Source organism: Georgenia subflava, from assembly GCF_009193155.1.
In the GTDB taxonomy this organism is placed as follows: Bacteria; Actinomycetota; Actinomycetes; order Actinomycetales; family Actinomycetaceae; genus Georgenia; species Georgenia subflava.
Genome location: NZ_VUKD01000007.1, coordinates 86784 through 100313, shown reverse-complemented (window position 1 = coordinate 100313; position 13530 = coordinate 86784). Strand labels below are relative to the sequence as shown.

The window sequence follows — 13530 nt, the reverse complement described above, 5'->3', positions numbered from 1 at the left end:
GTGCGACCTGTGGGACCTCCTTCCGGAGGGCCTGAGCGTGCCGTGCTCACCGCCGCGCGGGCGTGCATCGCGGCACGCGGTGCGATGCCCGGTTCGCGTGGCGGCGCGGGCGGGGGCGTCCGGCCTGCCGCGGTAGCGCCTGCCTGGGTCTGCGTCACTGTGCCGTGGACGGGGCGCTCAGAAGAGGAAATAGCGCTGAGCCATGGGGAGCTCGGTGGCGGGTTCATGCTCGATCAGTTCGCCGTCGACCTTGACCGCGTAGGTGTTCGGATCGACCTCGATTCGCGGCAGGGCGGTGTTCTCGGGCATGTCCGCCTTGCCACGTCCACGAACGTTCTCCACCGCGACCAGCTCACGGTTGATGGCCAGGCGCCCAGCCAGGTTGTCCTCGACGGCGGCCGGGGCGACGAACGCCACCGAGGTGGAGGCCGCCGAGCGCGAGCCGACGTTGAACCCGAGCCGTTCGAAGACCGGCTGCGGTGTAGGGATCGAGGCGTTCGGGTCGCCCAGGGCCGCGACCGCCGCGACACCACCTTTGAACACTGCCGTGGGGTGGATGCCGAACAGCGCCGGCTGCCACAGCACCATGTCCGCCATCTTGCCCGGCTCGATGGAGCCGACCTCGCGCTCGAGGCCGTGCGCGACGGCCGGGCAGATCGTGTACTTGGCGACGTAGCGTCGGGCTCGGTGGTTGTCGGCCCGGGTGTCGCCCGGCAGGGATCCGCGCAGCCGCTTCATCCGGTGCGCGGTCTGCCAGGTGCGGATGACTACCTCCCCGATCCGCCCCATGGCCTGGGCGTCGGAGGACATGATCGACAGCGCGCCGAGGTCCTGGAGGACGTCCTCGGCGGCGATGGTCCCGGCGCGTACCCGGCTCTCGGCGAACGCCAGGTCGTTGGGGACCTGCGGGTTGAGGTGGTGGGCGACCATGACCATGTCCAGGTGCTCGTCGACGGTGTTGACCGTGAACGGGCGGGTGGGGTTTGTCGAGGCCGGCAGGACGTAGGGCTCGCCCGCGATCCGGATGATGTCCGGGGCGTGCCCGCCGCCGGCACCTTCGGTGTGGAAGGCGTGGAAGGTGCGGCCCTTGACGGCTGCGAGGAGGTCCTCGACGAAGCCGGCCTCGTTGAGGGTGTCGCTGTGGATCGCCACCTGGATGCCCGAGGCGTCAGCAACCTGCAGGGCCGCGTCGATGACGGCTGGGGTCGCACCCCAGTCCTCGTGAACCTTGAACCCTGCCACGCCGCCGCGCAGCTGCTCCCACAGGGCTTCGTGGGACATGGTGTTGCCCCGGCCGAGGAAGAGGACGTTGAGGGGCCACGGCTCCATGCTCTCCAGCATCTTCTGCATCCACCAGGAGCCGGGGGTGGCCAGGGTGGCCTTCGAACCTTCGGTGGGTCCGGTGCCGCCGCCGACGACTGTGGTGGTCCCTGCCGCAAGTCCGACGGCCAGCATGTCGGGGCCGACGAAGTGGACGTGGGTGTCGATGGTGCCCGCGGTGAGGATGAGGCCGTTGCCGGACATCACCTCGGTCGAGGGGCCGATGACGAGGTCGGGGTGTACCCCGTCCATGGTCTCTGGGTTGCCGGCTCTGCCGAGGGCGACGATGCGCCCGTCGCGCACGCCGACGTCGGCCTTGACCACGCCCCAGTGGTCCAGGACCACGGCGCCGGTGATGACCAGGTCGGGAGTGCCTTCGGCCCGGGTTGCGGCGGCCTGGCCCATCGACTCGCGCACCGACTTGCCGCCGCCGAAGACGGCCTCGTCCCCGCCCACGCAGCGGTCCTCCTCGACCTCGATCAGCAGGTCGGTGTCGGCAAGACGGATGCGGTCGCCGGTGGTCGGTCCGAATGAGGCGACGTACTCAGAACGGGGGATTCGTGTCATCGAGCTGCCCTCCGCACAGGCCGCGTAGACCTCGGACGATGCGCTGACCGCCGATGGGGACGAGTTCGACCTCTTCGACAGCCCCTGGCTCGAAGCGCATGGAGCCGCCCGCGAGCACGTTCAGCCGTTTTCCCCAGGCCGCGGTCCGGTCGAGGTCGAGCGCGGCGTTGACCTCGGCGAAGTGGTAGTGCGAGCCGATCTGCACGGGGCGGTCGGCGGTGTTGACCACTCGCACGGTGGTCACCGGTGCGCCCGCGTTGAGCTCGACCGGGTCGTCGTCGCAGAAGATCTCGCCGGGGATGACCGCCTCGTAGGCGTGGATCTGCTTGCCGCTCTGCCGTTGTGGTGCCTGACGCTCGTTCGACCCCGGCCGGCGCGGCTGGCTGAGCGTGCCCGGGCCCGAGGAGGGGTGCTTGGTCTTGTGGTTGTACACCACTCCGGTGTCGTAGCCCGGGTTGTCGCTTGGGTGGGAGTAGTTGGGATCGCGGTCCTCCCCAGCGCGACGTGGCCGGCCGAAGGGGTTCTCGGTCACCCTCACTGGATCGGTCCTGTCACGGTCACGAGCTTCGTGCCGTCCGGGAAGGTGGCTTCGACCTGAACCTGCGCGAGCATCTCGGGCACCCCTTCCATGACGTCGTCACGAGTGAGGATCTCCCGGCCCGACTCCATCAGATCGGCGACGGAGTCCCCGTTGCGTGCTCCCTCCAGCAGGTAGGCGGTCACGATCGCGGTGGCTTCGGGGAGATTGAGCTTCAGCCCTCGCTCCTTGCGCTCAACCGCCAGCTTCGCCGCGGTATAGACAAGCAACCGTTCCTGCTCGTACGTCGTCAAGAACATCGGTGTCCTCCGAGCTGTAGCAACCAGGCGACCGCGCCGTCACGTGCTGGCCTGCCGAATCTACTCGGGCCAGATGGGACCGGCAACGCCACCGATCACGCTTCCCCTGAGTAGCGTGCCTCGATGCCGCCGACCTTCCAGAACGCCACCGCACCCAGCCAGGTCAGCAGGAGGAGCCCGACGATGACGAGGCCGAAGTTCTCAAGGTCGAGCTCGGCGAGCCACGCCACCGGGGCTGCGCTGGCCCTCGTGTCTGCTGTGAGGAGCCCGGCCAGGGTCACGGCGGCGACCAAGAATGCGACCCCCACCGACATCGCGGTGACCGTGAGGTTGTAGTACACCCTGCGCACCGGCCGGGCGAAAGCCCACCGGTAGGCCCGGCTCATCACGATCCCGTCCAAGGTGTCGAACAGCGTCATTCCCGCGGTGAACAGCACCGGCAGGACCAGGACCACGTACCAAGGGGCACTGACGGCTGCTCCGCTGCCGATAACGAAGAGCCCGATCGTCGTAGCGGTGTCGAACCCGAGGCCGAACAGCAGCCCCACCGGATACATCTTCCACGGGCGATCGATGTGCCGGGTCACGGGACGCAAGGCCCGAGCGAGCACGCCTCGCTGGTGTAGCTGCTCATCGAGCTGGTCCTGGTCGTACTCGCCCGTGCTCAGGCGACGGAAGACGCGCCAGATCCCCACCAAGGAGACCAGGTTGACCGTCCCGATCAGGATCAGGAAGCCGCCTGAGACCAGAGGCCCCCAGACACTGGTGACGGAAGCCAGGACCGAGTCGTCCGCGCTGATCTGGGCGGCCAGGGTGTTGACTCCGGCCGCCAGCAGCCCCACAGCCGCGACCACGACCGTGGAGTGCCCGAGCGCGAACCAGAACCCGACGGAGACGGTCGGTCGTCCACTCTCGCGCACCAAGGCACGGGTGGTGTTGTCGATCGCCGCGATGTGGTCGGCATCGAAGGCGTGCCGAACACCCAGGGGCCTTGCCCCCGGAACGTGGACACGGGGTGGGGATTACGCTGCTGGCGCGAGGGTAGCAGTGTGGTGAGTTTCGTAGGTGGACGGTGACTGGTAGCGGCACCAGGAGTGCCGTCGGCGGGTGTTGTAACGCACGATCCACCGGAACACCTGGCGGCGGCAGGTGGCCTCGTCGGGCCAGACGTTCTCGTCCTGGAGGACCTCACGCTTGAGGGTCGCGTTGAACGACTCGGCCAGGCTGTTGTCAGCGCTCGTGCCCACGGCTCCCATCGACTGGGTCACCCCGAGCCTGGCACACAGGCGGGCGTAGTCCTTGGAGGTATAGACCGACCCGTGGTCGGAGTGGAAGATGGCGCCGGCCAGCGCTCTTCCGCCGCCGCGGGTCGCGGCTGCGGAGGTGAGCGCGTCCTCGACGAGGCTGGTGCGCATGTGATCGGCCAGCGACCAGCCCACCAATCGACGGCTGTAGCAGTCGATCACCGTGGCCAGGTACAGGTTCTGCCCGTCGGCGAGCGGGAGGTAGGTGATGTCACCGACGTAGCGCTGGTTCGGCGCCTGTGCGGTGAAGTCTCGCTTGAGCAGGTCGGGCACCTTCTGCCCCGACGGCTCCGGGATCGTGGTCCGGACCCGCCGGCGCTTGCGGTAGCCGCGGATACCGTGCTCGCGCATCACCCGCGCGACCCGCTTGTGGTTGACCCGCTCCCCGGCCGCGACCGCATCGTTGAGCTCTGCGGTGATCCGCGGAGCCCCGACGGTGTTGTCCTGGTTGTGGATGGTCCGGATCTTCTCGGCCAGCTCGGCATCAGCCGCGGCCCGGGCCGCCCGCGCCGGTGCCCCGGCCTTCCAGGCGTAGTAGGACGAGCGCTCGATCTCGACGAGCTCACACAACCGCTTCACCTCGAAGGTGCCGGAGTGGTCGGCGACGAACTGGAAGCGGCTCACCAGTTCGTCTCCCCGGCGAAATACTTCGCCGCCGACCTGAGGATCTCTCGCTCGGTCGTGAGCTTGGTCCTCTCTGCCTCCAGCTCGTTGACCCGGGCCTGAAGCCGGGCGATCTGCTGCTCGTCGGTCTCCTCCTTCACAGCCGGCGATGGCTCCGGCTGGGCAGGCTTGAGCGGGCTGGCGGTGGGCGTGCCGTCGGCGGCGGTCTTCTTGCCGGTCCCGTACAGGCCGAGCCAGTGGCGCAACGTGCCCCGCTCGACGCCCAGGTCATCGGCGATGCCCCGCACCGTCGCGCCCGGAGTGGACTCGTACAAATCGACGGCCTGCCGACGGAACTCATCGGAGTAGTTCTTACGGGCCATAGTTCTAGATTCTCGCTCTCTCCCGCGATGCGGGAATCAGCGTGTCCACGAACCAGGGTCAGGGCCCCAGGATGAACGCGGTGAACGCCATGCCGAGCCCGAGCAGGGCGCCGTCGCCCACGTCGTAGTGCCCTGGCAGGACGACGGCGAAGACCATTCCCCACCCCAGCACCATCGGGCCCGCCACGGCTGTGCCAGCATCCCCGCCATGGAACGACGGGTGGCGGCGTCCCACCCCACTGATCGGCTCAACATCGGCGTCCCCTTGTCGTGGCGTTGCATGCGAGGGCATCGATCATGCCGGACCCTCTCTGGCGGCGCGACGGTGGCGTCAACCTGCGCGAGCAAAGGGTCGACGTCGCGTGAACCGCGATAGTTCTCGCCGCCTGCCACGATCCCGTCCGTCGACTCTCGACGGCGCAGCGTCCCGTTCTGCCGGCACCGCATCCGGGCCCAGGCGTTGCGAACGGGTCTGCTATCGAGGGGTGTGCTCGTGCTCGCTGTCCTGATCGTGGGCGTGGACGTAGCCGCCGCCGGGCATGGCGTGGAAGTGCGGGGCCATCGGGCCCGGGTCGGTGGGGACGTGCTGTCCGTGCAGGTGCTGCTGATGCAGCCACAGCACCCAGGCGCACAGCCGCTCCACGGTGTCGGGGCGCTTGCGGGACAAGGCGAGCACCGGCGCACCATCCCGGGCGGCGGTGGCGTCAGCGACCATCCGTTCGACGTCGACATCGACGTGCGGGCCGAGGTCAATCTTGTTGACGATCAGCAGGTCGGCTCTTGCGATCCCCGGCCCACCCTTGCGGGCCACGTCTCCGCCGCCAGCGACGTCGAGCACGAAGATCTGGGCGTCCACCAGGGCGGGGGAGAAGGTGGCGGTGAGGTTGTCCCCGCCGCTCTCCACCAGGACCAGGTCCAGCGGGGCAAAGTCCGCCTCCAGATCTTCGACGGCGATGAGGTTCATGGTGACATCGTCACGGATGGCGGTGTGCGGGCAGGCGCCCGTCTCAACGGCCCGGATCCGTTCGGCGGGCAGGACCCCGGCCGAGCGAAGGAAGCGGGCATCTTCGTCGGTGTAGATGTCATTCGTGATCACCCCGATGTTGAGCCGGTCTGCCAGCTGCCGGCACAAGGTGGCAATAACAGAACTCTTGCCCGTACCCACCGGACCAGCCACCCCCAGACGCAGGGCACGGATACCGGCACGCGGTGCCGGTCCAGACAACGGTTCGGGCACATCTGAGATCATGACGAGTCCCTTCCGGGTGAGCCTGGCAGGAGTGTCAGTCTTGGCCTCTGAACCGATCGCGTCAATCGTTCGGTCGTAGGTACTGCGGCGGTCGGTGAAGGGCGCCCAGCACGGATACCGGTTAGCGTGCCACCACGGACGGACATCAGTCAGGCGACGACAGGGACGACATGATCATGTCGATAAGCCCCGACTTGTCGCACGGCCGGGAGATGCGGGATGGCCGCACGCCACGGCTGGAGCGAGATGGCGGGCGCCAGCACTTGGCCAGATCGGCAACGGGACGGCTGAGGCCGTGGCGATGACAACTGCGGCGCTGCTGCTGCTCACCGACGGCCGGTTCCCCACCGGTGCGTACGCACACTCCGCGGGGCTGGAGGCGAGCGTACAGTCCGGGCGGGTGCGTGACGTCGCCGGACTGGAGTCCTTTCTGCGCGGCCGCGTCCATACCACCGGTGTCGTCGTCGCATCGTTTGCGGCAGCCGCCTGCGCCGCAACGGCGAGCGAAGACGACAACCGGCTCCAGCTGCTGGAGGACGAGCTCGACGCCCGGACCCCCTCACCCGCCCTCCGTGCGGTCTCACGAGCTCTAGGCCGCCAGTTGTTACGCGCCGTGAACACGATCGCGCCACACCCGAAGCTGACCGTTCTGCCGCCAGCGCCGCACCATCCGATCGCGCTCGGCGGCGCAGCCGCCGCCCTGGGCCTCGCCGCCGGCGACGCCGCCCTCGCCGCGCTGTACGACTCGGTGACCGGGCCGGCCAATGCCGCGGCGAAGGTGTTGCCCCTGGACCCGTTCCGCATCCATGCTGCGCTCGTCCGGTTGATGCCATCGCTGGAGCAGCTCGCGAGCACCGCCGCCGACTACGCCACCACGGCACCGGACCAGTTGCCTGCCTCCGGCGCTCCGCTGATCGACGTCGGGGCCGAGCACCACGCCCGATGGGAGGGGCGACTCTTCGCGTCCTGAGAAGGTCGTGGCGGCGTCTTGCCGCCCCGCACGCCACAGGGGCGCAAGTCATCCGGACCTCGTGGTCAGACCCATGGTGTTGGGTGGGTTGTCGCACAAGCATGAGGAGTGGTGGGCATGGTGAGCGTCGGCGATTCGGACCTGGAAGCCACGACCAGACTCAGCAAACGGGCCCTTCGTGCGCAAGCGTTGATTGAGCTGACCGAGATGCTCGCTCCGCTGAGGGCTCCGCAGGTGATCGCGGTTCTGGAGCGCCTCTCCGAACGAGACCGAGCTGTCGTGTACCGATTGCTGCCGAAAGACCTTGCGGTGGAGGTCTTCGAGGGGCTGGGTCCGGCCCTTCAGAGCGGTCTGGTGCGCGGGTTGGGTGACGAGGACGTGGCCCAGATATTCGCCCGGCTCGGGCCGGACGACCGTGTCAGCCTGCTAGACGAGCTGCCGGCTACCGTCGCCACCCGCCTCCTGCAAGGCCTGTCGCAGGGGGAGCGCGGGAGCACCGCGGCAGTGCTCGGTTATCCAGCGGGGTCGATCGGACGACGGATGAGCCCCAGGTATGTCGCCGTCCACGCGGAGATGTCCGTGGCAGTGGCGCTCGACCGGGTTCGTTCCAGGATCGAGGACGCCGAGACGGTGTACACCGTGCCGGTGATCGATGACGACCGTCGCCTGGTGGGTGTCATGAGCCTGCGCGACCTGATGCGCGCCGAGCCCGACCATGCACGAGTCGACCAACTGATGCGACCGCCCTACTCCGTCCTGGCCAGCTCGGATGCCGAGGCCGCGGCGCGGCGCTGCGCCGACCTGAAACTGCTGGCGCTGCTCGTCGTGGACGAGGAGGAACTCCTGGTCGGCATCCTCACGGTAGACGACGCCCTGCGGATCCTCGAGGACGCCGAGAGTGAGGACCAGGCACGCATCGCCGGGTCGGAGCCGCTACGCCGGCCGTATCTCTCGACGCCAGTACACGCGATCGTGCGTTCACGCCTCGTCTGGTTGCTGGTCCTCGCCATCGGCGCGACGCTGACCGTCCAGGTCCTCGAAGTCTTCGAGGCGACCATCTCGCAGATGGTGGTCCTCTCCGTGTTCATCCCGCTGCTCATCGGCACAGGCGGGAACACCGGAAACCAAGCGGCCACGACCATCACGAGGGCCTTGGCACTTGATGATGTCACGCCCCGTGACTTTCGAAGAGTCCCTGTCCGCGAGGCCTGGACAGGAATGAGCCTGGGCCTTGTGCTGGGCACCGCCGGCTTCGCTCTGGCAGCGCTCTTCTACGACCCGTCCGTCGGCGCCGTGATCGGCCTGACACTGCTGGCGATCTGCACACTTGCCGCCACGGTCGGCGGACTGATGCCCTTGGCAGCGAAGACTGTGTGCGCCGACCCCGCGGTGTTCTCCAACCCGTTCATCACGACGTTCGTCGACGCCACCGGGCTCATCATCTACTTCCTCATCGCCAAGGCGGTACTGAGCCTCTAGGTACCGCTCACTCGAGGGTCGGACCGGCCCCTCTGCGGTGGCCGCAGCGGCTGGGATCGAGGGGCTCTGGGGCCGGGCCGGCAGTGTCCAGCGGCTTGCCACGCGCCGGGGGCGGAGCTTGGATGTGCAGCAGGTACGCGGCGTCGCGCTGGACCACTCGTACGGGTTGGTGCGTCCCGGCAGGTGTCGTGGTACCAGGCTTGCGAGCGGACGAGGATGGTGCGTCATGGCGTTGGAACTGGATGTGCCGGTGGGCGCGGTCATCGTGGGGACCGACTGGTCGGCACCGGCCCGGCGTGCCGTGGACTGGGCCGTCGAGGAGGCCGACCGCCGTGGAACCGGGTTGGTGATCATCTACTCGCCTGAGTGGACCGTGCTGGGCGTCGGGGGCACGCGCCCGGTTTCCGTGGCGGAGCTGACAGCCTTGGGTGAACGCATGGTCCAGGAGGAGGTTGCCCGGGTGCGCGAGGAGCACCCGGGTGTGCCGGTAACCGGCGCAGCTGTGCCTGACGGTGCGGCGGTGGTCCTCGTCGAGGCCTCGCGACGAGCCGCTCTGGTTGTGGTCGGGGCGCGTGGCCGCGGCCCGTTCACCAGCACACTGCTCGGGTCGGTCTCCCAAAAGGTCGCGGCTCACGCACACGGTCCGGTGGTCGTCGTCCGCGAAGAGGCACCGGCCAGCATGCCCGGACCGGTTGTCGTCGGGGCGGATCCGGCGGACCCGCCGGTCGAGGCGCTCGCGTACGCGTTCCAGGAAGGTGCTCGCCGGGATGTCGCCGTGGTCGTCGTCGCCGCCGGGACACCGCCCCACGCGGCCTTCTTGTACTCCCCGGACGCGACCACGCTGCTCGCACGCATCGCCGACGAGCACAAGGAGGACCTTGGCCGGATCGTCGACCAGCTCGCCGCCGCGCACGGTGTTCCGGCAGACGTACGGCACCTGGCCGGGCACCCGGTCGATGCCATCCTCGCCGTGGCCGGGGCGGAGAGCCTCGTCGTCGTGGGAAGCCGCGGGCACAGCGGCTTGGCTAACCTCCTGCTCGGATCGGTCAGCCGAGGGGTGCTCCACCGGGGCATCGCGGTAGCCATAGCCCGTGTGTTGCCAGGCTGAGAGCCGTCACCTGACAGATCCGGGCGGAGAACCGTTGAAGAACGGCACAGGGAGGCCGCTGCCGCCGGGCCCCACATAGACACAGGGAAAGGGAGCAGCGACCCTACTCGATCTGGTCGATGAGGTGGGCGATGGAGGTCAGGACTGCGTCGGCCGGTACGCATACCGGCTCCATCGCCCCGCACGACGTCGTTGAGACATGGGGCCGCTCGCGCACCGGAATGGATGCGCGTCATGAAGATCGACGCCCTGGTCGCCCGTGGCGTCTACACGATCTCCACCCTCGCGTTAGACGCCTGCTCGGTGCGGCGGTCCCTCCCGCCCGCGCGGCCTGATCCCGGCCGGCGATGCCAGCGCCCTGATCGCGCTCGCCATGCTCGCCCTCAGCGGCTACTGTCCACCACTTCCCGGACGCGCGGAAAGTCGAAATCACGCACGGATCAGTCAGTAGAGCATGACATCTGTGCTTGAACGTGTCGTCCTCGGCACCTCCGGCAGCGGCTCTAGCACTCCAAACACGCCATGCGGTGTTGTCCTCGTCCGTCCTGGGCGCCGTGACCTGGCGGGCGTGCTCCCGAGCAGCCAGGGGATACCGGCGCAGGAGCGCAAGGCGACGGTGCTGATGAAGCCCTCGCCGGCAGCCCTGAACCACAGGTGGTGAGGGGCGTTCCCTTGGCTAAGCTCTGACCAGGCCGAGGTGTGACCGCCAACCGCTCGCGCTTCGCGATCAGAGAGCGGCAATGCCGTCGATCAACGTCCACACGGCCCCCAACGACGCTACGACCGTGATCCCGGCGCCGACCATTCGGGCACGCAGGCGTCGAGCCATGACGTCGCCGAGCGCAACGCCCAGCAACATCGCCAATCCGATCGCGAGCCATCCCAGTCCTAGGTCCGGCCATGCCTCCGGATCGGCTGTCACCCGAGCGAACACCGTCACAGTGGAGATGCCAATGAAGAACGGCTGCAGGGTGGCTGTAAAGCCCACGTGGTCCCACCGCGTCAGGGTACGCAGCACCGCCATGGCTGGGCCCCCGATCCCGGCGAGCGCAGCCATCGCCCCAGATGCCGCGCCCGCCACCGCCGTGACCTTCGGGCCGCGGTGAATGTGCCGAATCCGCGCGATCAGGAATGAGAGGAGCATCGCCACGAGTACGAGCACGCCGACGAGTACCTGGGCCCACGCTGTCGGCAGCTTCTCCGCGAGGAGTGTGCCCGCCACAACGCCTACGACGGCGGCGGGCAACATTCCCCAGAGCATCCGCCACTCCACCGAGTTCCGGACACGGGCGTACACCAGAACGCTCGCGACGATACCAAGCAGGTTGCCGACGACCACGCCTTGCGCGGGGCCGAGTGCGACGACGATGAACGGCGCAGAGACGAGCACCAATCCCATACCCGTGGCTCGTTGTGCGAGTCCGCCGAGGAAGACGGCGATCAGTAGTGGTGCCGTCATCGGGGCAAGGAGAGGGCGAGAGAAACTGGCATGTCGCCACCCTAGCTGCGGCGTGCTTGAGCCCCGGCCAGGACCGAGCAGGGGCGGCTGTGGGAGCAACGCCGCATCCAGGGGTCAACATCCTACCCCACCCCGGTGGTGGCAACGGTGGGTCTGATTCTTGCACGTACTGTTCGTAGACGTCGGCCAGTTGAATCGCCCTGGGTATCGGTGGCTGGATGGAAGTTTCGACTCTTAAGCCTGGAACTCCTGAACGCCTTTTGCGTTCGCCAACCCTCCGACGGCGGACGAGTTCGTGCCACGGTTGTGCCACGGAATCCGTTCGTGCCACGGTTCTGCCACGGGCCAAACGCGCGTGTTCGCGTGCGATTGCGCGTTGTCGGCGAAGTCTGCGAAACTTGCCAGAAGGGTCAGAGATCCGCGGGATCCCGGGAGTTTCTGGCCCGGTGAGACAACCAGATCAGCCGTCTTGGCTGGGTGACGGGACTTCCCTTCGACCGTGAGGAGGTCGGGGGTTCGAATCCCCCTAGCTCCACTCCTGAGAGGCCGTTGATCAGCACGAAAGTGCAGGTCAACGGCCTTTCGCTTGCCTGGGAGGACACCGACCGAAGGACGGTGAAACCCCATGTCCGTACGTCATGCCGTACGCCTCGGCTTTGCGTAGGTGCTTGTGGATACCTTGCCGAGCTCACACTTCCCTGTGTAGATGTGTAGGCTTGTGTTATGGCAGAACTCCTCCCGGTGGGCGAGGCGGCGCGGCGTCTGGGGGTGACCCGGAACAGGGTGCACCAGCGCATCGCGGACGGCTCGCTGCGAGCCGAGAAGATCGGATCGACCTGGCTCATCGATAGCGCTGAGATGCGCCCCGCCAGGGTCTCCCGGCCGATGTCCCCGTCGATGGTGACGGCACTGGTCCAGGCGAAGGAAGGGGCGTTCCCGCACCGTCCATCCGAGCGGGCGCGACTGAAGGAGCGGCTGGCCCGGATCGAGAACGATCCGGTGGAGGAGGTTCCCCGGTTGGTCAGTTCGTGGCTGGCTTCACGGGCGCGCGGTATCCATCTCGAGGTCCATCCCCAGGATCTGAACTTGCTGCGGGAGGACGCACGGATCCGGCTCAGTGGCATCTCCGATCCTCGCGCCGGGCTCGCCTCCGGCACCGAGGTCGAGGGGTACATCAACGAAGAGGACCTTCCAGGGCTCGCCGAGGATCTCTTCCTGAGCCTCGATGATCAACCGAACCGCCCCAACGTCCTGCTGCACGTCACGGACCTCGTCATGGAAGAGGTGCCGAAGTTGTTCAGTGCCGCCGACCTGTTCGACCGCGGTGGGCCGCGCGAGACACGTGCCGGGCTGGCGCTGCTGGGGCGGGTCTCGTGACTGTCGTCATGCCGACGATGGTGCCGCAGCAGGAGGCTGGCTGGACCGCGCTGCTGGACGTCGCCGAGCGAATGCCGCACGGCTGGTCGCTCGTGGGCGGGCAACTCGTGCATCTGCACTGCGTCGAGCGAGGCGAGTCCCCACCGCGGCCCACAACCGATCTCGACGCGGTCCTCGACGTGCGGACCTACCCGCAGGTGCTCCGGCGGTTCACCGAGGTGCTGCTCGACATCGGGTTCAGCAGTGCCGGAGAGAGCCCCCAGGGCCACCAACACCGCTGGGTCCGCGAGGACGGTGCACAGTTCGACGTGCTGATCCCGCGACATCTGGGCGAGGCGGGGGCTAGCAAGACGGGCGCGACCGGCGGCACCACTATCGAGGCGCCCGGCTCCCAGCAGGCGCTGAGCCGCACCGAGACGGTCGAGGTGGAGGTCGCCGGACGGGCGGGCCATGTACGCCGGCCGAACCTGATCGGCGCGCTGGTCGGGAAGTCCGCCACCACCGAGATTCTTGTCGACCACGCCCGCGAGCGACACCAGATCGACTTCGCCACGCTCGCCTCGCTGCTTCAGATCGCCGACTTACGCAGCGCGGAACTCACCAAGCTGGACCGGCGGTACCTCGGCAACATGATCTTCCGCGTCACCCAGGACAAGACCGACAGTGCCGTCCCCGGCGCGACCCGCGGAATCAACATGCTGCGCCGGGCACTGGACCTGGTGGGCTGACCGGCGGCATAGCTGGCGGCACGGTTCAGCGAGCGCTCCGATCCGACTTCTAGCGCCGTGTGTTGGTCAGATCTGGTCGACGAACGCGCCTGGTGGTCAGGCTGCTGTGCTACTGGACACTCCGCCAGCTGGAATAGGCCATGGTC

General features: G+C 68.2%; 13 protein-coding genes. 5 read left to right on the top strand and 8 right to left on the bottom strand.

The window, feature by feature from the left end; genetic code table 11:
- Positions 1–177: 177 nt before the first annotated feature.
- The 7 genes from GD748_RS18385 to ureG form a co-directional block, all read right to left on the bottom strand.
- The gene (locus GD748_RS18385; RefSeq protein ID WP_152196699.1) at positions 178–1887 is read right to left on the bottom strand and encodes an urease subunit alpha; all 1710 of its coding nucleotides are present in this window, start codon (positions 1885–1887) and stop codon (positions 178–180) included.
- Positions 1865–2425: an urease subunit beta gene (locus GD748_RS18380; protein WP_226921615.1), complete on the bottom strand. Its 561-nt coding sequence runs from the start codon at positions 2423–2425 to the stop codon at positions 1865–1867. Before GD748_RS18380 ends, GD748_RS18385 begins: the two co-directional genes overlap by 23 nt.
- Entirely contained in the window at positions 2422–2724 is a 303-nt protein-coding gene (locus tag GD748_RS18375) for an urease subunit gamma (protein ID WP_152196698.1), read from the bottom strand. Before GD748_RS18375 ends, GD748_RS18380 begins: the two co-directional genes overlap by 4 nt.
- 95 nt (positions 2725–2819) lie before the next feature.
- On the bottom strand, positions 2820–3710 hold the full coding sequence (locus tag GD748_RS18370; RefSeq protein ID WP_152196697.1) for a HoxN/HupN/NixA family nickel/cobalt transporter: 891 nt from the start codon (positions 3708–3710) through the stop codon (positions 2820–2822).
- Between the two features lie 36 nt (positions 3711–3746).
- Positions 3747–5014 (bottom strand): IS3 family transposase gene (locus GD748_RS18365; RefSeq protein ID WP_405002707.1). Its coding sequence is split into 2 segments (ribosomal slippage): positions 3747–4669 and positions 4669–5014, totalling 1269 coding nucleotides; the frame shifts between segments, so codons are not numbered across the junction.
- A 58-nt stretch (positions 5015–5072) separates the two neighbouring features.
- A complete protein-coding gene (locus tag GD748_RS20165) occupies positions 5073–5201 on the bottom strand; it encodes a hypothetical protein (RefSeq protein ID WP_264372489.1) in 129 nt (42 codons plus the stop codon).
- Positions 5202–5489: 288 nt separating this feature from the next.
- Positions 5490–6263, bottom strand: coding sequence for an urease accessory protein UreG (ureG, locus tag GD748_RS18360; protein ID WP_152196695.1), 774 nt, complete (start codon positions 6261–6263; stop codon positions 5490–5492).
- 301 nt (positions 6264–6564) lie between these two features.
- Here ureG and GD748_RS18355 point away from each other — a divergent pair, with 301 nt between their 5' ends.
- From GD748_RS18355 to GD748_RS18345, 3 genes are all read left to right on the top strand, one after another.
- Positions 6565–7233 (top strand): urease accessory protein UreF, encoded by a 669-nt coding sequence (locus GD748_RS18355; RefSeq protein ID WP_152196735.1) that lies wholly within the window; start codon positions 6565–6567, stop codon positions 7231–7233.
- A gap of 117 nt (positions 7234–7350) precedes the next feature.
- Positions 7351–8712 (top strand): magnesium transporter, encoded by a 1362-nt coding sequence (gene mgtE / locus GD748_RS18350; RefSeq protein WP_152196694.1) that lies wholly within the window; start codon positions 7351–7353, stop codon positions 8710–8712.
- A gap of 226 nt (positions 8713–8938) precedes the next feature.
- Positions 8939–9820, top strand: a complete 882-nt coding sequence (locus GD748_RS18345) for a universal stress protein (protein ID WP_152196693.1) — start codon at positions 8939–8941, stop codon at positions 9818–9820.
- Between the two features lie 727 nt (positions 9821–10547).
- Here the strand turns inward: GD748_RS18345 and GD748_RS18340 are convergent.
- Positions 10548–11279, bottom strand: a complete 732-nt coding sequence (locus tag GD748_RS18340; protein ID WP_152196692.1) for a sulfite exporter TauE/SafE family protein — start codon at positions 11277–11279, stop codon at positions 10548–10550.
- Between the two features lie 723 nt (positions 11280–12002).
- On the opposite strand from GD748_RS18340, the gene GD748_RS19660 reads away from it, so the two are divergent.
- Positions 12003–12656, top strand: coding sequence for an excisionase family DNA-binding protein (locus GD748_RS19660; protein ID WP_193313017.1), 654 nt, complete (start codon positions 12003–12005; stop codon positions 12654–12656).
- Between the two features lie 8 nt (positions 12657–12664).
- Positions 12665–13384, top strand: a complete 720-nt coding sequence (locus tag GD748_RS18330; protein ID WP_152196691.1) for a hypothetical protein — start codon at positions 12665–12667, stop codon at positions 13382–13384.
- Positions 13385–13530 lie beyond the last annotated feature (146 nt).

Coding starts and splice junctions, on each gene's coding strand:
- GD748_RS18330 (WP_152196691.1), top strand. CDS start 12,665: ATGCCGACGATGGTGCCGCAGCAGGAGGCTGGCTGGACCGCGCTGCTG.
- GD748_RS18375 (WP_152196698.1), bottom strand. CDS start 2,724: ATGTTCTTGACGACGTACGAGCAGGAACGGTTGCTTGTCTATACCGCG.
- GD748_RS18340 (WP_152196692.1), bottom strand. CDS start 11,279: ATGACGGCACCACTACTGATCGCCGTCTTCCTCGGCGGACTCGCACAA.
- ureG (WP_152196695.1), bottom strand. CDS start 6,263: ATGATCTCAGATGTGCCCGAACCGTTGTCTGGACCGGCACCGCGTGCC.
- GD748_RS18385 (WP_152196699.1), bottom strand. CDS start 1,887: ATGACACGAATCCCCCGTTCTGAGTACGTCGCCTCATTCGGACCGACC.
- GD748_RS18345 (WP_152196693.1), top strand. CDS start 8,939: ATGGCGTTGGAACTGGATGTGCCGGTGGGCGCGGTCATCGTGGGGACC.
- GD748_RS19660 (WP_193313017.1), top strand. CDS start 12,003: ATGGCAGAACTCCTCCCGGTGGGCGAGGCGGCGCGGCGTCTGGGGGTG.
- mgtE (WP_152196694.1), top strand. CDS start 7,351: ATGGTGAGCGTCGGCGATTCGGACCTGGAAGCCACGACCAGACTCAGC.
- GD748_RS18355 (WP_152196735.1), top strand. CDS start 6,565: ATGACAACTGCGGCGCTGCTGCTGCTCACCGACGGCCGGTTCCCCACC.